The following is a 22,453-nucleotide window of genomic DNA, read 5'->3' as shown; positions in this document are numbered from 1 at the left end:
GGGACGACATCATTCAACCCGACAGATCTCGATTCGACACGACAGATCTCGCCGCTGTGTCGGCATTGATCACGCGGCGGCGACCAGATACTTCGCGCGCAATTGCTCGAGTGCGTCGTCACCGAGCCCGAGGCCGTCGACGAAATAGCCCTCGATGTTTCCGAAGTGTACGTTAACTTCATCGAAGGATGATTCGAGATACGCGGGGTCGACGCCCAGCACCGGCAGCAGCGAATCCGGGTCGCCGCCCGCCTCGGCGAACCGGTCGAACAGCGGTCGCAGTGCCGGGAGCAGCCGTTGGTTGGTGAGCAGATAGTCGTCGAAGACGTCGTCGCGCGAGACACCGAGCAGCGTCAACAGTGAGGCGCTGGCCCAGCCGGTCCGATCCTTGCCGGTGGTGCAGTGCACCAGTGCCGGTCCGAGATGGTCACCGAGGATGCCCTGGTAGAACCGCCGGTAGGCGCTGACGGCACTCGGCAGGGTGATCATCTCCCGGTAGGTCTGCGCGACGTGCGCGGCGATGCTGCCATCCGAGAGCGCGGCACTCGCCTGGGCCACCGACGACGGATCGGTGAAGATCTTCCCGAGATTCGCCGGGATCGCCGATGCCAGGTCGGCCAGGACGTCCAGATGCACGTCGGTCACCGCAGGCATGTCGGGGTCCGGAAGTTCGGTGCGTTCGGCGGCCGAACGCAGGTCGTACACGGTCGCGATACCCAGATCGGCGAAGGCCGGGATGTCGTCGTCGTCGAGAAAGCGGAAGTCTGTCGAGCGGTACAGCACTCCTGATGCGACCCGCCGGCCGTCATGTCCGAGGTATCCGCCCAGGTCACGCAGATTCGGCAGGCTGGGTACCGGACTCGGTGCACCAGGGGCAGTCTGCTCGGTGGTTGTCTGATCGGTGGTTGTCTGATCGATGGGATCGTCATGCGGGGTCGGGACGGCGCACACCCCGTCGACACACACCGGAGCCGAAGCGTCACCGATCATCTGGAAGCTGGGGTTGGGCGGATTCTCGGCCATGTCAGGCATCCTCCCCGACCGGCTCGCCCGACGCCGCATGTTCGGCGGCGACGGTGCGCAACACGTCGGCGAACACCTCGGCCGGCTGTGCACCCGAGACGCCATAGCGTCCGTCGATCACGTAGAAGGGGACACCGTTGATGCCGTAGCCGCGCGCGGTGTCGATGTCGGCGGCCACGGCGTCGGCGTACTCGCCCGTCGTCAGCGCCGCCAGCGCGGCGTCGCGATCGAGTCCGATGTCGGCGGCGAGATCGGCGAGGTCGTCCACATGACCCACGTGAGCACCTTCGGTGAAGTACGCCGAGAACAACCGCTCGGCCATCTCCACCTGACGACCCTGCGACTTGGCGAAGTGCAGCAGCTCATGCGCCTTGAGGGTCTTGGTGTGACGCACCGAATCGAAGTCGTAGTCCAGACCCTCTTGGGCGGCGATCCCGCTCACCTGGGCGAGCATCTGCTTCACCTGCGCCGGTGGCATGCCCTTGTGCTGGGCGAGAAAGTCCAGCTCAGAGCCCTCGAAGTCGACAGGAGTATCCGGCGCCAACTCGAAGCTGTGATAGGTGACCTTCACCGAATCGGGATCGCCGAACTGCGCCACACCGGCTTCGAACTTCCGCTTTCCGATGTAGCACCACGGGCAGGCGATGTCGGACCAGACGTCGACAGTGACTTGACTCATGTCGGTGTCAACGTGCGCTGGTGGAGGCGCATTCCGCCCGACAGAACACGGCGTCCGACACCAAAGCCCTGACACAACAACCGTCACCCATCTCCTGAAACAAGACACGGCGTCACGTCGTGTCATTCACGTGAATGATCTTGGGCTTGTTCGTGATTCGGTGTTGTTTTCCCTTGTCGGGGTGGGTTTTTCTCGGTAGACTCGAACATGTATTCGATAGATGGTTCGACTCTTGTTCGTCCACCGGGAGGGGGTTCCGATGTCTCTAGTTGAGTCAGAGTCTGTTGGCGTGGAGCCGGATCTCTCGGTGTTGGGGCTGCCCGAATCTCTCGATGAGGTGGATGCCGCCGGTCTGGGCGAGGTGGTCGTTCGGGCGCGACGTGCGGGTGCGTTGATGGAGTGGCACCGATTGCGGGCAATGGCCGAAGTCTTCGAACGACTGGTCGCGCCGTATGCCGAGGAAGACCGCCGTGTCTACGACGCCCACACCCGCGCGGCGAACGAGATCGCGATGATGCTCGGTCGCAGTCAAGCCGGCGTGGAAACCGAGTTGATGGACGCCGCGCACCTGTTCGCAGGCCTGCCGCAGGTCGCGCACTGCCTGCATGACGGGGTGATCACCGGCGGACATATCCGCACGATCATTGCCCGCACCGCACTGGTCGGCGGCCAAGAGTATGCGCCCCTGGTCGATGGTGAGTTGGCGGAGGCGTTGCGGCGGCAAGGGAGCTGGTCGCTGCAACGCCTGCGGGATGTGTGTGATCGGATCGTGTTCCGCCACGACCCCGCCGCGGTGCGTGAACGCCGCAAGGCGTCGGAAGAAAGCCGTCGGGTGTGGGCCGAGAACGCGACCGACGGCATGGCTGTGCTGCATGCCTCCATGACCGCCGAAAACGTGCGCATCGCCGCAGCCCGTGTCGATGCCCTCGCGAACAGTGTGTGCGACGCTGATCCGCGACGTGACGGGGCCCGCCGGTCGGATGCCGTGTTCGCACTGTTGTCGGGGGACGTGTTCGAGTGCCAATGCGATCGTGGTGACGATTGTGATGCCACGATTCCCGCGCCGGCGATGGTGCAAGCCGCTGAAGCGCAAGTGATCATTCATGTGATTACCGAGGCCGCGACCCTGCATGATCCGGAGCCGGAAGCGACAGAAGCTGCTGCTGAGGCCGACGATGCCGAGCCCGCACTGTTCGACGCCAACGGCGCACAACCCAGCACAGAGACTCGCGAATGCCACAACACGGAATCTGCTGATTCTGTTGCTGCTGAACCAGAGTCGGCAGCCGAGTCCAGTCCTTCCGACGAGGAGTCGGCACCCACGAAGCCCGAGCCCACGACCAAGCGAGCCTATTCCCCGCGCCACTCCGGCGTCGGGTTCATGGCTGGCTACGGTGTGATCTCCGGTGACTACGTGCGGGAGTTGGCGAAACGCGCCGGGGCGGTCATCAGACCGATCAACCCCAACGGCACGCCGTTGCGTCCGCACCTACCCTCAGACCCCTACCGGCCCAGCACCGCGATGAACCTGTTCATCCGAATCCGTGACGGCTACTGCACGGTGCCCGGCTGCGACAAGCCCGCTTTCGCCGGGGATCTCGATCACGTGCATGAATACGACCACGACAATCCCGCGGCTGGTGGCCAGACCACCGCGGCAGGGCTGGCCACGAAGTGCCGGATGCATCACCAGATGAAAACCGACGGTGTGTTCCTCGACGACCAGTACATCGACGAGAACGGCAAAGCCCGACAGGTCTTCTACACCCAGAACGGTGCAACCATCCACGGTTACGCCGAATCCGGCGATGACCTGTTCCCAACTCTGCGGGACATCACCTTCACCGACCCCGAACCACCGCCGAAACACCCACCACCACAACCGAACACCCCAGAGTCACCCACCAGACGCCGACCACGCCTGGCAGACACACACGCCCGCCGACGCCAGGAACGAGAACGCAACCGCCAACACCGCGAACACGCAGGCAAAGAACAACAGACCAGCGCCGCCGATGACCCACCACCATTCTGACGGTGGTGAGTCACCGCGGCGAGGCCGCTCACCGTCCGGTGTCAGACCGCCAGCGCCTCACCGGCAGGGTTCTCGCCGGCAGCGTTGAGGTCGTGTCGCGACATGCGGATGGTCACCGCCGATACGATCAGCGCGAGCGTCATGAATCCGGCTCCCCAGTAGAAGGCCACATCATAACTGGCGATGCTCGCGGCCTTGAATGCAGCCGGATCCACCGGAACCGGTTGCCCTGTTGAGGGATTCACCGTCATGCGAGAACCGTGATGATGGGCGAGAGCACTGGCGACGATCGTCGACAACAGGGCCAGCCCCACCGAACCTCCGATTTGCTGCGTGGTGTTCAGCAGCGCACTACCGACTCCCGCATCCCGATGATCGATGCGATGCAGACCGACACTCTGCATCGCCACGAACACCAAACCCATGCCCAGCGCCATCAGGATCTCCGAGGGCAGAACGTTGGCCGCCCACGTCGAGTCGGAGTCGAGCTGCGCGAGCAGCACCAGCGCGACAGCAGCCAGCGCGGTCCCCGTCAGCATGAGCGGCCTCGGACCGACCCGCGGCAACAGGGAACTCGCCGCCCCCGCAGTGATGATCAATGTCACTGGGAAAGGAAGGAACAGCAGACCGGCGTCAAGAGGCTTGTGCCCTAGGGTGTTCTGGAAATAGAAGCTCAAGAACATGAACATCGCGAACATCGGGATCGGTACGATCAACGACACCAGATACGCACCGCCCCGGTTGATCTCACCGGGAATACGCAGCGGCAGAAGCGGATTCGACACAGTCGCCTCGATCGCGACGAACGCCACCAACAATACTGCCGCAGCCACGAACAGCCCGATAGTCGATGCAGCACCCCAACCGACTTCCTCGGCGCGGGTGAAGGCGTACACCAACGACACCAGACCGGCCGTGACGGTTACGGCACCCGCCAGATCGTAGCCACGTTGCGTCACCACCGGACGATCGTGCACCACCAGGAACAACGCGCCCACCGCCGCGACCAGCGCGATCGGGGTGTTCACCAACAATGTCCACCGCCACGACAGGTACTCGGTCAGGGCTCCGCCGGCGATCAGACCGATCGCCGCACCCCCACCGGAGACAGCCGCGTACACCGCGAAAGCACGTGCGCGATCGCGGTGATCGGTGAAGGTGACCGCGATCAGCGCCAACGCGGCAGGCGCGAGCATCGCCGCGAACAACCCCTGCATGGCGCGCCCGGCGAAGAACGACGCCGTGTTCCACGCCAATCCGGCGAAGGCCGAGGTCACCGCGAATCCAGCCAGGCCGATCAAGAACATTCGTCGACGACCCAGATAGTCGGCGAGCCGCCCACCGAGCAACAGCAGGCCGCCGAAAATCAATGTGTACGCCGTCAGCGCCCACTGGCGACTCGCGTCAGAGATGTGTAAGTCCCTCTGCGCGTAGGGAAGTGCGATGGTGATGATCGTGGCGTCGAGCACCACGATCAGCTGGGCCAACGCAATGATGCCCAGCGCCCACCACCGGCGCGACGAGGAACGAGCGGCCTCGTGTGCGGGTGCCGTGGCGCCTCCAGAACGAGCGTCAGGCTCAGTGGCCGTAAAGGGTTCAGAAGATTCAGTGAGGTCAGAAGATTCAGTGGTCACAGCGTTCTCGAATCGTCTCGATGGTGAGAGATGACCGACGTCGACGGCGGTCGTCCGCACGGCCCGACGTGGTAGCTCACTCGGACACCCTGCGGGGTGACCCAATAGTGGCAGAGTCAGACAGAAGTCGTCAACAGACAATTTGCGGAATCAGACATATGGCTGCTTCTGTCGAAAAATCGCGGTCAGCGGACTAAACTGCGGCACTGTGAGCACAGTCGAGTCCTCCCCCGGAAGACCTGTGGTCCCGGGACTGCGTGAACGCAAGAAGCAGCAGACTCGCGACCGGCTGGTCGCCGAGGCGCTACGACTGTGCGAGGAGCGGGGATTCGACAACACCACCGTCGAGGACATCGCCGAGGCGGCCGACGTCTCCCCCCGCACGTTCAACCGCTACTTCTCCACCAAGGAGGACGTGGTGCTCGCCCCCGCCGACGACATGATCACCGAGGTGCGGACCGCGCTGGCCGCCCAGCCGAAGACCGGCGACGAGATCGAGGCCCTGGTCAACTCGCATCGCCAGATGTTCGGCACCGAGGGCGACGCCGCCGAACGCTCCGCGCGACTGCTGCGCATGCAGCAGATGAACCGCATCATGCAGACCGCTCCCTCGGTCAATGCGCGCGGACGCGAGATCGGTGAACGCAAGATGGCAGCCATCGGCGACGTGGTCGCGCAACGGATGGGGCTGCCCCCCGACGATCTGCGCGTGCGCGTGATCATCTCCACATGGTCGACACTGATCCATCTCGCGCTCGAACGGTGGGACTGCTGCCCCGACTCGGGGAACTCCGACACCGCAGCTGCGATCGCCTCACTCGACGAGACCTACGCCGCGTTTCGCGCGATCTCGGGCTGATCGACGCGACCGGCAGACACCCACAGGGCCAGACACCACAGAGAGCCAGACACGCCGAAGGCCGGCCACCCATCGGGTGACCGGCCTTCGGTTGTGTATTGCGTTGTGAGCGTTGAACTCTGATAGCTAGATCAGAAGCCCCTCCTCGTCGAAGACGAGATCAGAAGCCCATGCCGCCCATCTCGTCGCCACCCGGCATAGCCGGAGCCGGGTTCTTCTCCGGCTTGTCAGCGACAACGGCCTCGGTGGTGAGGAACAGAGCCGCGATCGAAGCTGCGTTCTGCAGCGCCGAGCGGGTGACCTTCACCGGGTCGTTGATGCCGGCAGCGAGCAGATCCTGGTACTCGCCGGTCGCGGCGTTGAGGCCGGTGCCCAGCGGGGAGTTGCGGACCTTCTCGGCGACCACACCGGGCTCGAGGCCGGCGTTGATCGCAATCTGCTTGGCCGGAGCCGACAGCGCCACGCTGACGATGTTGGCACCGGTGGCCTCGTCGCCCTCGAGCGACAGGCCGGTGATGGCCGGCTCGGACTGCAGCAGGGCCACGCCACCGCCGGCGACGATGCCCTCTTCGACAGCGGCCTTGGCGTTACGCACGGCATCTTCGATGCGGTGCTTGCGCTCCTTGAGCTCCACCTCGGTGGCAGCGCCGGCCTTGATCACCGCAACACCGCCGGCGAGCTTCGCCAGGCGCTCCTGCAGCTTCTCGCGGTCGTAATCGGAATCGCTCTTCTCGATCTCGCCGCGGATCTGGGCCACGCGTCCGGCGATGGCCTCGGGGTCGCCCGCGCCCTCGACGATGGTGGTCTCGTCCTTGGTCACGACGACCTTGCGTGCCTGGCCGAGGAGTTCGATGCCGGCGCTCTCGAGCGACAGGCCGACCTCTTCGCTGATGACCTCGCCACCGGTGAGGATGGCGATGTCGGCCAGCATGGCCTTGCGGCGGTCACCGAAGCCCGGAGCCTTGACGGCGACGGACTTGAAGGTGCCGCGGATCTTGTTGACGACCAGGGTCGACAGCGCTTCGCCGTCGATGTCCTCGGCGATGATCAGCAGCGGCTTGCCGGCCTGGATGACCTTCTCCAGCAGCGGCAGCAGGTCCTTGACGGTCGAGATCTTGCTCGAGACGAGCAGGATGTAGGGATCCTCGAGGACGGCTTCCTGACGATCTGCATCAGTCACGAAGTAGCCCGAGATGTAGCCCTTGTCGAAGCGCATGCCCTCGGTGAGCTCCAGCTGCAGCCCGAAGGTGTTGGACTCCTCGACGGTGATGACGCCTTCCTTGCCGACCTTGTCCATGGCCTCGGCGATGAGCTCGCCGATGGACGGGTCGCCTGCCGAGATACCGGCGGTAGCAGCGATCTGCTCCTTGGTCTCGACCTCCTTGGCGCTCTTGAGCAGCGACTCGGTGACCGCGTCGACGGCCTTCTCGATGCCGCGCTTCAGGCCCAGCGGGTTGGCGCCGGCCGCGACGTTGCGCAGGCCCTCGCGCACCAGAGCCTGGGCGAGAACGGTGGCGGTGGTGGTGCCGTCGCCGGCGACGTCGTCAGTCTTCTTGGCGACTTCCTTGACCAGCTCGGCGCCGATCTTCTCGTACGGGTCCTCCAGCTCGATCTCCTTGGCGATGGACACACCATCGTTGGTGATCGTGGGGGCGCCCCACTTCTTCTCCAGAACGACGTTGCGGCCCTTGGGTCCCAACGTCACCTTTACTGCGTCGGCGAGGCTGTTGAGGCCCCGCTCGAGGCCGCGACGTGCCTCTTCGTCGAACGCGATCTGCTTGGCCATTGTGAAGTGATCCTCCGATAGGGGGTGACACTAAAGTTCTCTGGCCGGATTCGGTGCCCGCGACGGACGACCGGACGTGTCATGTGGGACCCGATCTCACCGTCCCGACCTAGCACTCGCAGTACGTGAGTGCCAAGGTCGTTTCTAGCACTCGCCACTGGTGAGTGCAAGGTCAAGCGGAAGGCGTGGACACCACGGTTATCCACAGGCTACGAGTGAACGACTGTTGCCGCCGCCGCACGGCGACCAGGCTCGGCAGATATGACCCCCGACATCGCTCGACTGCTCGCGCAACACCGCGGCGTGTGCAGCGTCCGGCAGCTCACCCGCGCCGGCGCCAACCGCTCGAACATTGAGTCTCTCGTACGCCGCGGCGAGCTGGACCGGCTGCGTCACGGTTGGTACCGCGGCCGCGTGTTCGACCCCGACGTAGCGGCGGCCGTGTCGGCCGGAGGTGCGCTGACCTGCGTCTCGGCGTTGCGCACCCACGGTGTCTGGGTTCCCGGGTCGGATCGGACTGTCTCCGGGACGGTCCACGTGCGCACCAGCAGCCGGGGTCTCGACAGCCCTCGGATGTGTCGCAGCTTCGGCCGCGCACCGGCAGTCGACGCAGCGCTGGACGCCCCGGAGGTGGCACTGCGCTACGCGGCGAAATGTCTCGACGCCGAAGGATTGATCGTGGTGTGCGACTCGTTGGTCAACGTGGGGCTGATGAACCTCGACGAGATCCGGTCGGCGCTGCGTGCGGCGCCCGAGCGGATCGCACGACTGCTCGACCGATGCGACCGTGCCGAATCGGGGACCGAGACGATGGCCCGGGTCAGGTTGCGCTCGAAGCGACTGGTCGTGCGACCCCAGGTGACGATCGCCGGTGTCGGCCGGGTCGACCTGCTGGTCGGCGACTCCCTGGTGATCGAGATCGACAGTCGCGCCCACCACACCAGCTCACACGACTACGAAGCCGACCGCGAACGCGATCGCAAGCTCATTGCCATGGGGTATGTGGTGCTGCGAATCTCCTACAACCAGGTGGTCCACGACTGGCCGGCAGTGGAATCGGCGATCGACGACCTGATCCGCCGACGTGCACACCGTCGCCTACCCCCGGCTTCCTGAGACCACCGGCTTCTTGGGTACTGCCGCCCGTATACAAATCAGTCACCTGAGCGGGCCGTTGGCGACATATATCGACAACGACTCGCTCAGGTGACCATTTTGCGCACTGTACGGATCAGTCGAACATCGCGACCACGTCGGCGACCAGCTCCCGAGCGTGATCGGCGTCGGTGGGGATTCCGAACACCACGTGGTGATACAGCGGCGCGATGATGTGGTCGAGGATCTGCCGGGCCTGCGGCACCCGCTCGCCACGAGCGGCCGCCCGCGCGACCATCTGCTGCGCCTGTTCCTGGCGGATCCCCCAGCACGGACACTCCACGAGTGCGCCGCTGCGTCCGGCCACCATCGCGCGCAGGTACTCCACACGCTGCGGTCGGGTGATGTCCTCGACGATCGCCACTGCCCACAGCTCGAGTTCGCCGCGCAGATCACCGGTGTCGGGCAGCGGCTCGTCATCTCGGGTGAGCGCGGCCACCGCCACCTCTTCGAGCAGCGCTTCCATCGACCCCCAGCGCCGATAGATCGACGAGGGATTGACGCCGGCCCGCTCGGCGACCTGCGGAATGGTCATCGTGTCGCGATGCCCCTGCCCGCTCAGCGCGCCGACAGCGGCGTAGACAGCCTGCTGCACACGCGCGCTCCGGCCACCCGGACGGCGCGCGACGTCGGCGTCACTACGCGCACTCGTGGTCGTCATGCCGCCCATTATTGCAAAGAACTTTGCATTAGGACACCACTCTCCGTAAGGTCTCTAATGCAATCGTCTTTGCATTAACTCGCTCCATCGCCGCACGCGCACCTTGTTCAGCAGCTTCGAGACAGGACCCGGATGACTTCGACCCGGATGACTTCGACATCAGCCACGCCACCACGGCGACTGCACCCGACCATCGCGTTCGGGGTCGTGGGGTTGACCTATATCGTCGTCCTGTTCACTTCCGCCGCCCCGAGCCCCATTTACCCTGTCTACCAACAGCTCTGGGGATTCTCCTCATTCATGGTCACGGTGGTCTTCGCGGTGTACGTCGCAGCACTGCTGGTCACCCTGCTCACCGTGGGCTCGATCTCCGATCACGTGGGGCGCAAACCCGTTCTGATCGTGTCGCTGGCGGTGCTCATCGTGAGCATGGTGGTCTTCATCGAAGCGAGCAGCCTGGGCGAATTGATCGCCGCGCGCGTGGTGCAGGGTCTGGCAACGGGTGCGATCCTCGGCACGCTGAGTGCCACGCTGCTCGACATGGCGCCGTCGGAGCGTCTGGGCACGCTGGCCAACGGATCGTCACCGGGCCTGGGTCTGGCGACCGGATCGATCCTCGCCGGGGTTCTCGTCCAGTACGCCCCGGCACCGCGTGTGACGGTCTATGTGGTCGCCGCGGTGATGATGGCACTGCTCATCCTGGTGATCCTCGCGATCCCCGAATCCTCGGCACGCATCGGATTCGAATCCCGGCGCCACCTCGCCACCACCCTGCGCCCCTCGCTGTCACTACCGGCAGAGGCCCGCGGCGCCTTCCTGGCGGGCACCCCCGCGATGATCGCCACGTGGGCGCTGGGCGGACTGCAACTGTCGCTGGGGTCCTCGATCGTCGCCCGCATCTTCGGCATCCACAATCACGCGGCCGCCGGAATCACGCTCGCACTCTTCTTCATCTTCAGCGCCCTGGGTGCCGCGGGGACCATCCACCTCGCACCGATGCGCAAACTCGCCGTCGGATACCCGGCCCTGTTCATCGGCGTCTGCTTCACCCTGGCGGCCGTGGAGACCGAGATGCTCGCACTGTTCGTGGTGGGCGGGCTGATCTCGGGGGTCGGCTTCGGCGCAGGCTTCTCCGGAGCCACCGCGATGATCAGCGCGGCAACCGCACCCGCCGACCGCGGCAAGGTCTTCTCGACCATGTTCATCGTGGCGTACACCGGCTTCGCGCTTCCCGCGGTGATCGCCGGAATCCTGGTGGAACACATCGGCCTGTCGGCGACCACAGCCGGCTACGCGGTGTTCGTCATGGCGTTGGCCGTACTCGCATCGGTCGCCGCGATCATGATCAGGCGCTCCGCGCGCCGCACCGCACCCGGCCGCGAACCGACACTGGTCACAGCGTCGGACTGTGAGACCGAATGCGCCGCGACATCACGTCCGGGTATCTGAGTCCGACAATATAGGCGTACGGCATATCGGGGTTAGGCAGATGCCACCGTCGTAGTTGCAAGTACTCGTGTGAGTCGGGCCCGCGACAGGGTAATAAGGGTGTATGCACCTGCAGCTCACCGATGACGAGAAAAAGTTCCGGGACGATCTCCGTACCGTCCTGACCACGAAGATCCCCAAGGAGATCCGCGAGCGCGTCGCAGCAGGCAAGACGAACCTGCCCGACGACCTCATCACCACTCAGCGCATCCTCAACGCCGAAGGTCTGGCCACCCCCGGCTGGCCGCTGGAATGGGGCGGCAAGGACTGGACGCCGGGCCAGCGCAACATCTATTCCGACCAGTTGTCGCTCAACTTCGTCCCCGACCCGCTGACCTTCAACGTCAACATGGTCGGGCCGGTCATCGCGACCTTCGGCTCCCAGGAGCTCAAGGAGCGTTTCCTCCCCAAAACCGCCAATCTCGACATCTGGTGGTGCCAGGGCTTTTCCGAGCCCGAAGCCGGCTCCGACCTCGCCTCGCTCAAGACCCGCGCCGTACGCGATGGCGATCACTATGTGGTCAACGGGCAGAAGACCTGGACCACCCTCGGGCAGTACGCCGACTGGATCTTCTGCCTGGTGCGCACCAATCCGGACGCCCCGAAGAAGCAGGCCGGCATCAGCTTCCTGCTGATCGACATGAACACACCCGGCATCGAGGTCCGTCCGATCCAGCTGATCGACGGCGGTTTCGAGGTCAACGAGGTCTGGTTCAACGACGTCCGCGTCCCGGCGGAGAATCTGGTCGGCGAGGAGAATGCCGGCTGGACCTACGCCAAGTTCCTGCTGGGCAACGAGCGCACCGGTATCGCCCGCGTGGGATGGACGAAAACCGTTCTCGCCGAGGCCAAGGAGCGTGCCGCGACGACCAAGACCGCGACCGGCACACTGCTCGACGACCCCCTGTTCGCCGCACGGCTGGCCGAACTCGAGAACGAACTCCTCGCGCTCGAACTGACCCAGCTGCGCGTGGTGTCGTCGTCGGCGGAGGGCAAGCCGAATCCGATCTCGTCGCTGGTGAAGCTGCGCGGCAGTGAACTGCAGCAGCTGGCGACCGAACTGCTCGCCGAGGTGGCCGGCCCACGCGGACTGGCCGTCAACGCCGACTACCTCGACACACCCGAGTGGGCGCAGCAGTCGGTGCCGGAGTACCTCAACTACCGCAAGGTCACCATCTACGGCGGATCCTCCGAGGTGCAGCGCGGCATCATCTCGTCGTCGATCCTGGGCCTCTAGACCCCGGTACCCGGTCGCGACGCGACCCGGTCGACGGTCTCTGCCACCACCTCTGACATCTGGAGTCACACAATGGATTTCACACTCACCGAAGAGCAGGTCATGCTGCGCGACACCGCGCGCGACGTGTTCTCCACCTATGACATCGAGAAGCTGCGCGCCGCTGAGACCAGCGGCGTGGGCTGGGATCCGAAGATCTGGGCCTCGCTGGCCGAGATCGGCATCCTGGGCCTGCCGTTCGCCGAGGACGCCGGCGGCACCGGCGCCGGACCGGTGGAGGTCTCGGCGATCATGGGCGAGATCGGCCGCAGCCTGGCACCCGAACCGGTGCTGCACGCCGCCTACATCCCCGGCGTACTGATCGACCGCGCCGCCGCCGGTGACCGCCGTACCGAACTGCTCACCGAGGTCTCCGAGGGCCGACTGCGCCTGGCCTTCGCCCACGAGGAGCCCGACGACCGCTGGCCGAGTGCGGCAGTGGAGACCTCGGCGACCGCGGGCAGTGACGGCGTGGTGCTCAGCGGCAAGAAGTACCCGGTGTTCGCCGGCGACACCGCCCACAAGTTCGTGGTGAGCGCCCGTCGCGCCGACGGCTCGATCGGCCTGTTCCTCGTCGACTCGAACGCCGCGGGCGTGACGGTCGGCGGATACCACTCCTTCGACGGCCGTCGCGGCGCCGAGATCGTGTTCGACCAGACCCCGGCCGTCGAACTCGCCGAGGGCGACCAGACTCCGGCGATCGCCTACGCCGAGGCATTCGCACAGACCGCGCTGTGTGCCGAGGCCGTGGGTGCGATGGCCAAGGCATTGGAGCTGACCACCGAATACCTCAAGTCGCGCAAGCAGTTCGGTGTGACGCTGTCGAAGTTCCAGGCACTCACCCACCGCGCCGCCGACATCTACGTGCTGCTCGAACTGGCCTCCAGCATGAGTCTGTACGCCACGGCGTCACTGGCCGATGACGATCTCGACCCGCTGATCTACAGCCGGGCCAAGCTGCAGATCGCCACGTCGAGCCGCAAACTCGGCCAGGAGGCGATCCAGCTGCACGGCGGTATCGGCATGACGGCCGAATACCCGGTCGGTCATTACGTCGCCCGCCTGACGGCGATCAGTCAGACACTGGGCAACGCCGACGCACACCGTGCCACCCTCGCCGCCCATGTCGGCGAATACGACATGGTGACCGTCACCGACTGACCTGAGGCGATCAAAACCTGACACACCGAACGCCGCCATGGGAAACCATGGCGGCGTTCGATGTTCTGAGGGCTGCTCAGCTCTGGGGTCAGGCCTTTTCGTAGGTGAGGCAGTTCGCGGTGTCGGCGTTGTCGCCGGAACCGATGCGCACGGCCACGGCCGAGCATTCGAGGTTGACGTTGTGCTTGCAGTCGACGCGCTGGCAGGCACCCACCTGCGGCGCGGCCACCTCGAGACCTCCACGGGTGGACAGCGGGATGAACGTGGAGCAATCGGCGGTGCCATTGGTGCCGCCGACGCTGATGGCGAAGGCGTGGCAGTTCTCGTCGGTGTTGTACGAACACTCGCTGACGGTGCATTCGGTGATGTGCGGCATTTCTGCGGTGGTCATGGCGAACTCCTCGGCTGCTGAATCGGGTCTGGCGACGGTGGGATGGTGTCTGGCGACGGCGAGATGGTGTCTGGCGACCGCGGGCTGGCGCTGGACGCCGGCGTCACGACCAACGCTAGACGGCCGAAAGTCCCACCGCCAGCAAGTTCAGCCTTACCTGAGACGATGCGAATGATGAAGTAAGGCAAACCTTTTCACATGAATCTCACGCGACAATGACTCGACCGAGTTCCCCCGAAACCGGCGAACCGGACGCCGTCGCAGGTCTGTGAACACCTTCCCTCACTGCGCAATACCGTTGCGTTGTACGCGGTTTCACCGCGTCGGCTGACGTAGGGTATGGCTGACCCGCAACTGCCGCGATGAGCCGGCCGGCCACACAGGAGACACGAATGCTCGAGACCATGCGGCACAACATGGCCGATATCGCCGGTTACGGTGCCGTCGGCGTGTTGCTGATGATCATCGGCTTCTGCGTCGTCGACCTGATCACCCCGGGCAATCTGCGCCACCAGGTGTGGGTCGAGCGCAACCGCAACGCCACCGTCCTCGTCGCCTCGGCGACCGCCGAAGTGGCGCTGATCGTGATCGGCGCGATCAACGCGCGCAGCGGCGTGCTGTGGGAGGGAATCGTCGAGACGCTCGTCTACACGGTCATCGGGCTGGCCATCCTGGCGATCTCGTTCTTCCTCATCGACATCCTCACCCCCGGCGACCTCGGCGAGATGATGGTCGACGAACAGTGGCATCCGGCGGTCTGGGTGATCGCCGTGGTGAACATCGGCACCGGCCTCATCCTCGCGACGGCCGTCAACTGACACCGGCCGTCAACTGACACCGGCCAGGAGTTGAGTCCCGGTTCCCCACTCCTTTCGTCGATGCCACTCCTTTCGTCAATGCCAGTTGTCACATAAGGTGACACGGGTCATATCGGACATCCGGCGTACAGCCGGGCGACGGGGAGGAAATGGGAGATGGCGGCACCACTGATCGAGGGATCGATCGACATCGACGCGTCACCGGAGAAGGTCTGGGCGGTGATCTCCGACCTGTCGCGTATGGGTGAGTGGAGCCCGCAGTGCCGCAAGCAGATCGTGCGGGGAGGGCCGGTCAAGGTCGGCACCAAGACGATCAACATCAACCGTCGCGGTCTGCTGGTCTGGCCGACGACCGCCACGGTGGTGCGATACGAGCCGAACAAGGAGATCGCCTACCGCATCAACGAGAACAACACGGTGTGGAGCTACACGATCACCCCCAACGGCGACGGGGTGCGTCTGACCGAACGTCGTGAGGCACCTGAGGGCACCACCAAGGTCTCGCAGTTCCTCGTCGACAAGGTGCTCGGCGGGGAGAAGGACTTCGAGGCGGAGCTCTCCCGCGGCATCGACGACACCCTCGCGCGGATCAAGACCGCCGTCGGCTGAGCACATCGGCTGAACGCATCGGCTGAGTACGACGGCCGTGCGTGCCCCGACCTGTCAGGCGTTGAGCTTCTCCACCAGCGCCGGCAGGTCGGCCACCGAGTCGATCACATGGTCGGGCACCGGACCGAACTCGTCGCGCTGCAGCCGGTGCAGCATCTCGGGCCGGAACTTGCCGGTCCGCACCAGCGCACCCTGCAGTGCCGAGGCCTGCGCGCCGAGTACGTCCGAATGCATGTCGTCGCCCACCATCAGCACCGCGGTGGGATCGACACCCATCATCTCCACGGCGGTGCGGAAACCCAGCGGGGACGGCTTGCCCACCGCACGGATCTTGCGACCAGCGGCCTTCTCCAGGCCCTCGAGGTACACCCCGGTGTCGATCCGCAGCCCCGCGTCGGTCGACCAGGTCATCGACCTGTGCATCGAGATCACCGGCACGCCGCGCAACATCAGCTCCAGCACACGCGAGAGCGCAGCCTGGGTGAACACCTCACCGGCGCCGCCGAGGACCACCACCTCAGGATCCTCATCGGGTCCCACGAGGTGCACACCCTCCATGTCGGAGCTGATCTCACCCTGGTTGAGCACCCAGGTCCGACGCCCCGGGTAGTGCGCCATCAGGTATTCGGCGGTGAGTTTGGCCGCGGTGAGGATCTCCGAGGCAGCCACGTCGAATCCGGCGGCCGTGAGCCGATCGGCGATCTCGCCGCGCGAGAGCGAGGTGGTGTTGGTGAGGAACATCCGGGGGATCCCCAGACCGGCGAGTCTGCGCAGCGCATCGACGGCTCCGGGCAGCGCCTCCCACGACGTCACCATGACACCGTCGATATCGAGCAGCAGCCCCTCCACCATGGATCAAAAACTACCGCCGCGAGCCCGGTGACGCACCCTCACCTGGCATGCTGAATCACATGGGAACCACGACATCGAACCTCGTCACACGTGTCGATTCGCTGATGGAACAGGCGAAGAAGGACCTCACCGAACTCGTCGCGCACCGCTCGGTTTTCGAATCACCCCAGCTGCGAGCCGAATGTGCGGCGTCGGCGCAGTGGGTGGCGGCAGCCTTCGGCGAGGCCGGCGTCGACTGCCAGGTGCGCGAGACCTCCGACGGATCCCTGGCCGTGATCGGCCACCGCCCCGGCGCCGCCGGCGCACCGACGGTCACCCTCTACGCCCATCACGACGTACAACCGGCCGGTCCGCTCGATCTGTGGCACAGCGACCCGTTCACGCTCACCGACCGCGACGGCCGCTGGTTCGGTCGCGGCGCCGCGGACTGCAAGGGCAACGTGATCGCACACCTCACCGCGCTGCGCGCACTGCATTCCGACCTCGACTGCGGCCTGCGGGTGGTGATCGAGGGTTCCGAGGAGGCCGGGGGTGAGGGGCTCGAGGATCTGGTGCGCGCCGAGCCAGGTCTGTTCGACTCCGACATGATCATCATCGGCGACACCGGCAATGTCGCCGCGGGCACACCCACGCTGACCACCAGCCTGCGCGGTGTGGCCAATGTGCGCGTACGCGTGGACACGCTCGAATCTGCCGTGCACTCGGGGCAATACGGCGGTGCGGCCCCGGACGCTCTCGCCGCACTGATCGCACTGCTGGCCACGTTGCGCGACGCGCAGGGCAACACCACCATCGACGGTGTCGAGGCGAACCGGACCTGGACCGGGGCACCATACGCACAAGCCCAGTTCCGCAGCGATGCAACGATTCTCGACGGCGTGGATATCATCGGCTCGGGTGAGGTCGCCGACATGGTGTGGGCGCGACCAGCGATCACCGTCATCGCACTCGACGCCCCGGCCACCGACGACGCGGTTGCCGCGGTGCGCCCAGTCGCCTCCGCGGTGCTGAATCTACGCGTGCCGCCGGGTGAGGACCCCGCAGCACTCCAGCAGGCGCTGGTGGCCCATCTGCACGCACACGTGCCGTGGAATGCGAAGATCACCGTCACCGCCGAGGCCACCGGCTCCCCGTTCTCGGCCGCCACCGACGGCCCCATGTATGCCCACCTGATGTCGGCGATGAGCCAGGCCTACGGTGCCGAGGTGGTGTTCTCCGGTCAGGGCGGCTCGATCCCGCTGTGCTCGGCACTGGCGCAGGCCTCCCCGCGCGCGGAGATCGCACTGCTGGGTGTCGAGGAGCCGCGCTGCCGCATCCACGCCCCCAACGAGAGCGTCGATCCCGACGAGATCCGGCGTACCGCACTGAGTGAGGCGGCATTCCTGCTCGCGCTGTCGGCGGGTGCGGATTCGTGACCGGTGCCGATACCGCACAGCAGAATGCGCTGCGTCCGGTTGACGAGCACCGCCGACGCGTGGCCGGGCTGATCCCGGCGCCGCGCGTGGTCGAGATGGCGGTGGACCAGGCGCTGGGCCGGGTGCTCGCCGACGATGTGATCGCGCCGCAGTCGCTGCCCGGCTTCGACAATTCGGCGATGGACGGTTACGCGGTGCGCGCCGCCGAAACCATCGGCGCCACAACAGAATCGCCGGTCGCCCTGCCGGTGACCGCCGACATCCCGGCCGGTCGTACCGACGAGCTGACCCTGGAACCCGGTGCGGCACACCGAATCATGACCGGAGCACCGATGCCGGCCGGTGCCGATGCGGTGATCCCGGTCGAACGTACCGACGGCGGCACCACGCGGGTGGCCATCGGCGCACAGGTCTCCGTCGGCGCCTCGGTGCGCCGTGCCGGATCCGACATCGAGGCGGGCGAGGTCGCGTTGCGCGCCGGTGCCACGGTCACCGCCCCGGTGATCGGCCTGCTGTGTGCCCTCGGGCTCGCACATGTGCGGGTGTACGCACCGATCTCGGTGGTGGTGCTGTCCACCGGCTCCGAACTGGTGACACCGGGAACCCCGTTGCGCCACGGGCAGATCCACGAATCCAACGGTCCGATGCTGGTCGCCGCGCTGACCGAGGCCGGCGCGGATGCCACCGCGATCCACTTCGTACCCGATGACGTCGCGGCGTTCCGCGCACGGCTCGACGAGATCATCGCCACCACCCGAGTCGATCTGATCCTCACCTCCGGCGGTGTGAGCGCCGGCGCCTACGAGGTGGTCAAGGACGCCCTGACCGGACCCGACGTCGAATTCGTGAAAGTCGCCATGCAGCCGGGGATGCCCCAGGGCAGCGGGCACTACCGGGCCGCCAACGGCACGCGGGTACCGATCGTGACACTGCCCGGGAATCCGGTCAGTGCCCAGGTGTCCTTCGAGGTGTTCCTGCGAGATCCGGTGCGCGCGAGCATGGGGCTGGCCACCGGTCGGCCGCGTATCACCGCCGAGCTCACCACCGGACTGTCGTCACCGAAGGGGAAGCGGCAGTTCCGCCGCGGCATCGTCGTCGCCGACGAGCAGGGCACGCGCGTCGAGCCGATCGGGCCGCCCTCCTCTCACCACATCCGGTTCATGGCCTCGGCCAATGCGCTCATCGACGTGGCCGCCGATGTCGAGACGCTTGCGGCGGGAACGCCTGTGGAGGTCATGCTGATCAGCGAATGAGCCGGTAGCCCATGCCGGCCTCGGTGATCAGATGGCGCGGATGTGCCGGGTCGGGTTCGAGTTTGCGCCGCAGACCCGCGAGATAGACACGCAGATAATGGGATTGGCCGCCGTAGGAGGGTCCCCACACCTCGTGCAGGATCTCCTTCTGCCCGACCAGCTTTCCCTCGTTGCGTGCGAGCATCTCCAGGATCCCCCACTCGGTGGGGGACAGATGCACAGGCTTACCTTCGCGTGACACCTGTTTGTTGGCCAGATCGACGGTGAAGGACTCGGTGACCACCACCGGCGAATCGGTGGCCGCGTGCGGCGCGGCACGGCGCAGCGCCGCGCGCAGACGGGCGAGCAGCTCCTCCATCCCGAACGGTTTGGTCACATAGTCGTCGGCGCCGGCGTCGAGAGAGGCGACCTTGTCGGCGGCGTCGGTGCGCGCCGAGAGCACCAACACCGGAACCTCACTCCACCCCCGGATACCGTGCAGTACCTCGAGTCCGTCGATGTCGGGCAGACCCAGATCCAGGATCACCGCCTGCGGATGACCCGCCGACACACCACGCAGCGCACCCTGGCCGGTGTCGGCGGTGATCACGTCGTATCCACGGGCGCGCAGGTTGATCCGCATGGCGCGCAGGATCTGCGGCTCGTCGTCGACCACCAGCACGCGCGGGCCGGGCGGGGGCTCCGGGGTGCCATGGGCCGGGGCGTTACGGGAAGGGGACGCGTGGGGATCAGTCATCGACGGGTTCCTCCTTGCCGATCTCGATCCGGACGGTCAGCCCGCCACCGAGCGTGTCGACCAGATCGATCCTGCCACCCATCGCCTCGGTGAACCCCCGCGCGACCGACAGACCCAGCCCCACCCCCGACGACGAGTTGCGGTCGCCCTCGGTGGTGAACGCGTCGAAGGCGTGTTCGCGCAGCGAATCCCGGATGCCCGGTCCGTGGTCGATCACGTCGATGCGGCAGCGATAGCGATCGTCGGCGTCGTCAGCGACTCCACCGACCCCAGGGGCATGCGGATAACCCAGCGAGGAGGCGATGATCTCGACCGTGTCGCTGCCGCCGCCCTCGGCATGGCTTCCGTCGCCGTGACGCAGCGCGTTGTCGACCACGTTGACCAGCACCCGCTCCAGCAGACCCGCATCGGCCCAGACGCGCTCGTCGTCGACATCGATCACCAGCCGCTCGACCGCATGCGGCGCGTGGGCAGCGATGCTCGCGGTGACGCGTGCGGTGACCTCCGAGAGGTAGACGTAGGAGAAGCTCGGGGTGATGACCCCGGCCGCGAGTCGCGACGAGTCGAGGAGGTTGCCCACCAGCGAGGTGAGGTCGTCGGCGGACTCATCGATGGTCGCGAGCAGTTCCTCGGTGTCCTCCGGCGAGAAGGACACGTCGGTGCTGCGCAGACTCGAGGCGGCCGCCTTGATCGCGGCGAGGGGGGTACGCAGGTCGTGGCTGACCGCGGTGAGCAGCGCCCGCCGCAACCGGTCGGTCTCGGCCAGCGCCACGGCCGCCGACGCCTCGGCGGCCAGTCGACGCCGCTCCAGCACTCCCGCGGCCTGCAGCGCCACCGCGGTGAGCACGCGGCGGTCCTCCGCGCCGATGCGACGACCGGCCAGCAGCAGCTCCACGTCGTCGTTACCCGGTACGGCGATCACCGTGTCGGCGGCCGACGGTTCGGTCGGCGGCTGCTCGCCCACCCCCGCCTCGACCACCCTGTCGGAGTGCGTGCCGTCCACCCCGATCGTGCCCTGCCCGGTCGTGCGCACCAGCGACACCGAGGTCTGGTCGTAGGCCTCGCGGACGCGTTCGAGCAGCGCGTCGAGTCCCGCCCCGCCGAGCACCGCCCCGGCGAACGTCGCCAGCAACTCGGCCTCCCGCGTCGCGCGGACGGCTTCGGCACGCCGCCGCGACACCGAGTCGACGAGTGCGGCCACCGCGATCGCGACCACGATCATCACCACGATGGTCAGCGCGTTGTTCGGGTCGGAGACGGTCAGGGTGTAGCGCGGCGAGGTGAACAGGTAGTTCAGCAGCAGACCCGACAGCACCGCCGAGGCCACCGCGGGTCCGATTCCGCCGAGCAGCGACACCGCGAGGATCGCGATGAAGAACACCGCCGACTCGCTCGACACGTTCATCCACCGGTCGACCAGATAGATCAACGCCGCGGCGACCAGCGGCACCACCACGGCGAGCACCCAGCTCAGCGGGCGGTGCAGGCGAGTACCTCGGATGTCGAGGCGGCGCTGATGGCGATCCTGTCCGTGAGTGACCATGTGGACATCGATCTTGCCCGAGTTGCGCACCACCGCCGAACCCACACCTTCGCGCAGGAACCGCTGCCACCGCGACCGCCGCGAGGTGCCCAGCACGAGCTGTGTGGCGTTGACGCCGCGTGCGAACTCCAGCAGCGCGGTGGGGATGTCCTCGCCCACAACGGTGTGCATCCGCGCACCGAAGCCCTTCGCCAACTCCTCCAGACCGGTCAGCGTGCGACGCTCCGGATCGAGCAGACCGTCCCCGCGCGCCACATGCACAACCACGACCTCGGCACTCGACCGTGATGCGATCCGCCGCGCGCGACGGATCAGCGTCGCCGACTCCGGACCGCCGGTCACCGCGACCACCACACGTTCGCGGGTCTCCCACGTGTCGGTGATGGCATGGGAATCGCGGTAGCGCGCCAGGGCGTCGTCGACTTGGTCGGCCAGCCACAGCAGTGCGAGTTCGCGCAGCGCGGTGAGGTTGCCGGCGCGGAAATAGTTGGCCAGTGCACCCTCGGCCTGCCGAGTCCGGTACACCTTGCCGTCGGCCAGCCGCTGGCGCAACGCCTGCGGGGCGATGTCGACCAGCTCGATCTCGTCGGCGGCCCGCACCGCCTCGTCGGGCACCGTCTCGTGCTGGATCACCCCGGTGATCTGGGCGACCACGTCGTTGAGACTCTCGAGGTGCTGGATGTTGATGGTGGTCCACACCTCGATACCCGCCGAGCGGATCTCCTCGATGTCGATCCAGCGTTTGGCGTTTCGCGACCCAGGCGCATTGCTGTGCGCCATCTCGTCGACCAGCGCGATCTGCGGTGCCCGCGCGATCACCGCATCGACATCGAGCTCATGCAGTTGTGTGCCGCGATAGGTCACAGTGCGTTCGGGGATGTGTTCGAGGCCCTGGGTCATCGCCTCGGTCGCGGCACGGCCGTGGGTGTGGATGACCGCCGCGACGACATCCACACCCTCGGCCGCCTTGGCGCGGGCTTCCTCGAGCATCTCGTAGGTCTTGCCCACACCCGGTGCTGCCCCGAGGAAGACCCGCAGCGCACCCCTGGTCTCACTCACCCCCCGATTCTCCCATGGAC

General features: G+C 66.4%; 19 protein-coding genes. 10 read left to right on the top strand and 9 right to left on the bottom strand.

What is annotated here, in order from left to right:
- Positions 1-69: 69 nt before the first annotated feature.
- A complete protein-coding gene (locus IEW22_RS02840) occupies positions 70-1,023 on the bottom strand; it encodes a tyrosine-protein phosphatase (protein WP_229742125.1) in 954 nt (317 codons plus the stop codon).
- Between the two features lies 1 nt (position 1,024).
- Positions 1,025-1,702, bottom strand: coding sequence for a DsbA family oxidoreductase (locus IEW22_RS02835; RefSeq protein WP_188585084.1), 678 nt, complete (start codon positions 1,700-1,702; stop codon positions 1,025-1,027).
- Positions 1,703-1,991: 289 nt separating this feature from the next.
- Between IEW22_RS02835 and IEW22_RS02830 the strand changes: the two genes are divergently transcribed.
- Positions 1,992-3,737, top strand: coding sequence for an HNH endonuclease signature motif containing protein (locus IEW22_RS02830; protein ID WP_188585083.1), 1,746 nt, complete (start codon positions 1,992-1,994; stop codon positions 3,735-3,737).
- A gap of 41 nt (positions 3,738-3,778) precedes the next feature.
- Here IEW22_RS02830 and IEW22_RS02825 read toward each other — a convergent pair whose 3' ends face one another.
- Complete coding sequence (locus IEW22_RS02825; RefSeq protein WP_229742124.1) at positions 3,779-5,224, bottom strand: MFS transporter; 1,446 nt, start codon at positions 5,222-5,224, stop codon at positions 3,779-3,781.
- Positions 5,225-5,579: 355 nt separating this feature from the next.
- Between IEW22_RS02825 and IEW22_RS02820 the strand changes: the two genes are divergently transcribed.
- Complete coding sequence (locus IEW22_RS02820; protein WP_188585082.1) at positions 5,580-6,230, top strand: TetR family transcriptional regulator; 651 nt, start codon at positions 5,580-5,582, stop codon at positions 6,228-6,230.
- A 160-nt stretch (positions 6,231-6,390) separates the two neighbouring features.
- Here IEW22_RS02820 and groL read toward each other — a convergent pair whose 3' ends face one another.
- Positions 6,391-8,016, bottom strand: coding sequence for a chaperonin GroEL (gene groL, locus IEW22_RS02815; RefSeq protein WP_188585081.1), 1,626 nt, complete (start codon positions 8,014-8,016; stop codon positions 6,391-6,393).
- 261 nt (positions 8,017-8,277) lie between these two features.
- On the opposite strand from groL, the gene IEW22_RS02810 reads away from it, so the two are divergent.
- Positions 8,278-9,132 carry a type IV toxin-antitoxin system AbiEi family antitoxin domain-containing protein gene (locus IEW22_RS02810; RefSeq protein ID WP_188585080.1) on the top strand — a complete coding sequence of 285 codons (855 nt, stop codon included), beginning with the start codon at positions 8,278-8,280 and terminating at the stop codon, positions 9,130-9,132.
- Between the two features lie 115 nt (positions 9,133-9,247).
- Here the strand turns inward: IEW22_RS02810 and IEW22_RS02805 are convergent, their stop codons facing one another.
- Positions 9,248-9,841, bottom strand: coding sequence for a TetR/AcrR family transcriptional regulator (locus tag IEW22_RS02805; protein ID WP_188585079.1), 594 nt, complete (start codon positions 9,839-9,841; stop codon positions 9,248-9,250).
- 198 nt (positions 9,842-10,039) lie between these two features.
- On the opposite strand from IEW22_RS02805, the gene IEW22_RS02800 reads away from it, so the two are divergent.
- From IEW22_RS02800 to IEW22_RS02790, 3 genes are all read left to right on the top strand, one after another.
- Positions 10,040-11,281, top strand: a complete 1,242-nt coding sequence (locus IEW22_RS02800) for an MFS transporter (RefSeq protein WP_229742123.1) — start codon at positions 10,040-10,042, stop codon at positions 11,279-11,281.
- Positions 11,282-11,384: 103 nt separating this feature from the next.
- On the top strand, positions 11,385-12,557 hold the full coding sequence (locus tag IEW22_RS02795) for an acyl-CoA dehydrogenase family protein (protein WP_188585077.1): 1,173 nt from the start codon (positions 11,385-11,387) through the stop codon (positions 12,555-12,557).
- Positions 12,558-12,629: 72 nt separating this feature from the next.
- Positions 12,630-13,757: an acyl-CoA dehydrogenase family protein gene (locus tag IEW22_RS02790; protein WP_188585076.1), complete on the top strand. Its 1,128-nt coding sequence runs from the start codon at positions 12,630-12,632 to the stop codon at positions 13,755-13,757.
- 88 nt (positions 13,758-13,845) lie between these two features.
- On the opposite strand, the gene IEW22_RS02785 is transcribed toward IEW22_RS02790, so the two are convergent.
- On the bottom strand, positions 13,846-14,148 hold the full coding sequence (locus tag IEW22_RS02785) for a DUF1540 domain-containing protein (RefSeq protein ID WP_188585075.1): 303 nt from the start codon (positions 14,146-14,148) through the stop codon (positions 13,846-13,848).
- A gap of 392 nt (positions 14,149-14,540) precedes the next feature.
- Here IEW22_RS02785 and IEW22_RS02780 point away from each other — a divergent pair, with 392 nt between their 5' ends.
- Complete coding sequence (locus tag IEW22_RS02780) at positions 14,541-14,966, top strand: DUF350 domain-containing protein (RefSeq protein ID WP_188585074.1); 426 nt, start codon at positions 14,541-14,543, stop codon at positions 14,964-14,966.
- A 156-nt stretch (positions 14,967-15,122) separates the two neighbouring features.
- Positions 15,123-15,575, top strand: coding sequence for an SRPBCC family protein (locus tag IEW22_RS02775; protein ID WP_188585073.1), 453 nt, complete (start codon positions 15,123-15,125; stop codon positions 15,573-15,575).
- Positions 15,576-15,629: 54 nt separating this feature from the next.
- Here the strand turns inward: IEW22_RS02775 and IEW22_RS02770 are convergent, their stop codons facing one another.
- Positions 15,630-16,427 carry an HAD-IIA family hydrolase gene (locus IEW22_RS02770; protein ID WP_188585072.1) on the bottom strand — a complete coding sequence of 266 codons (798 nt, stop codon included), beginning with the start codon at positions 16,425-16,427 and terminating at the stop codon, positions 15,630-15,632.
- Between the two features lie 59 nt (positions 16,428-16,486).
- Here IEW22_RS02770 and IEW22_RS02765 point away from each other — a divergent pair, with 59 nt between their 5' ends.
- Both IEW22_RS02765 and moeA read left to right on the top strand, forming a co-directional pair.
- Positions 16,487-17,842, top strand: coding sequence for a dipeptidase (locus IEW22_RS02765; protein ID WP_188585071.1), 1,356 nt, complete (start codon positions 16,487-16,489; stop codon positions 17,840-17,842).
- 29 nt (positions 17,843-17,871) lie between these two features.
- Positions 17,872-19,095 (top strand): molybdopterin molybdotransferase MoeA, encoded by a 1,224-nt coding sequence (moeA, locus tag IEW22_RS02760; RefSeq protein WP_188585242.1) that lies wholly within the window; start codon positions 17,872-17,874, stop codon positions 19,093-19,095.
- Here the strand turns inward: moeA and IEW22_RS02755 are convergent.
- Together IEW22_RS02755 and IEW22_RS02750 are read right to left on the bottom strand one after the other, a co-directional pair.
- Complete coding sequence (locus IEW22_RS02755) at positions 19,085-19,831, bottom strand: response regulator (protein WP_188585070.1); 747 nt, start codon at positions 19,829-19,831, stop codon at positions 19,085-19,087. The two genes, moeA and IEW22_RS02755, sit on opposite strands and share 11 nt — an antisense overlap.
- Positions 19,824-22,433, bottom strand: coding sequence for a sensor histidine kinase (locus IEW22_RS02750; protein WP_229742122.1), 2,610 nt, complete (start codon positions 22,431-22,433; stop codon positions 19,824-19,826). Before IEW22_RS02750 ends, IEW22_RS02755 begins: the two co-directional genes overlap by 8 nt.
- Positions 22,434-22,453 lie beyond the last annotated feature (20 nt).

The organism is Gordonia jinhuaensis, from assembly GCF_014639795.1.
GTDB lineage: Bacteria > Actinomycetota > Actinomycetes > Mycobacteriales > Mycobacteriaceae > Gordonia_B > Gordonia_B jinhuaensis.
The sequence above is the reverse complement of the archived record's forward strand: the minus strand, read 5'-3'. Positions and strand labels throughout refer to the sequence as shown.

Excerpts from the sequence above, each read along its gene's own strand:
- IEW22_RS02810 (WP_188585080.1), top strand. The coding sequence starts at position 8,278 with ATGACCCCCGACATCGCTCGACTGCTCGCGCAACACCGCGGCGTGTGC.
- IEW22_RS02840 (WP_229742125.1), bottom strand. The coding sequence starts at position 1,023 with ATGGCCGAGAATCCGCCCAACCCCAGCTTCCAGATGATCGGTGACGCT.
- IEW22_RS02790 (WP_188585076.1), top strand. The coding sequence starts at position 12,630 with ATGGATTTCACACTCACCGAAGAGCAGGTCATGCTGCGCGACACCGCG.
- IEW22_RS02835 (WP_188585084.1), bottom strand. The coding sequence starts at position 1,702 with ATGAGTCAAGTCACTGTCGACGTCTGGTCCGACATCGCCTGCCCGTGG.
- IEW22_RS02780 (WP_188585074.1), top strand. The coding sequence starts at position 14,541 with ATGCTCGAGACCATGCGGCACAACATGGCCGATATCGCCGGTTACGGT.
- IEW22_RS02805 (WP_188585079.1), bottom strand. The coding sequence starts at position 9,841 with ATGGGCGGCATGACGACCACGAGTGCGCGTAGTGACGCCGACGTCGCG.
- IEW22_RS02795 (WP_188585077.1), top strand. The coding sequence starts at position 11,385 with ATGCACCTGCAGCTCACCGATGACGAGAAAAAGTTCCGGGACGATCTC.
- IEW22_RS02755 (WP_188585070.1), bottom strand. The coding sequence starts at position 19,831 with ATGACTGATCCCCACGCGTCCCCTTCCCGTAACGCCCCGGCCCATGGC.
- IEW22_RS02765 (WP_188585071.1), top strand. The coding sequence starts at position 16,487 with ATGGGAACCACGACATCGAACCTCGTCACACGTGTCGATTCGCTGATG.
- IEW22_RS02770 (WP_188585072.1), bottom strand. The coding sequence starts at position 16,427 with ATGGTGGAGGGGCTGCTGCTCGATATCGACGGTGTCATGGTGACGTCG.
- groL (WP_188585081.1), bottom strand. The coding sequence starts at position 8,016 with ATGGCCAAGCAGATCGCGTTCGACGAAGAGGCACGTCGCGGCCTCGAG.
- IEW22_RS02775 (WP_188585073.1), top strand. The coding sequence starts at position 15,123 with ATGGCGGCACCACTGATCGAGGGATCGATCGACATCGACGCGTCACCG.
- IEW22_RS02785 (WP_188585075.1), bottom strand. The coding sequence starts at position 14,148 with ATGACCACCGCAGAAATGCCGCACATCACCGAATGCACCGTCAGCGAG.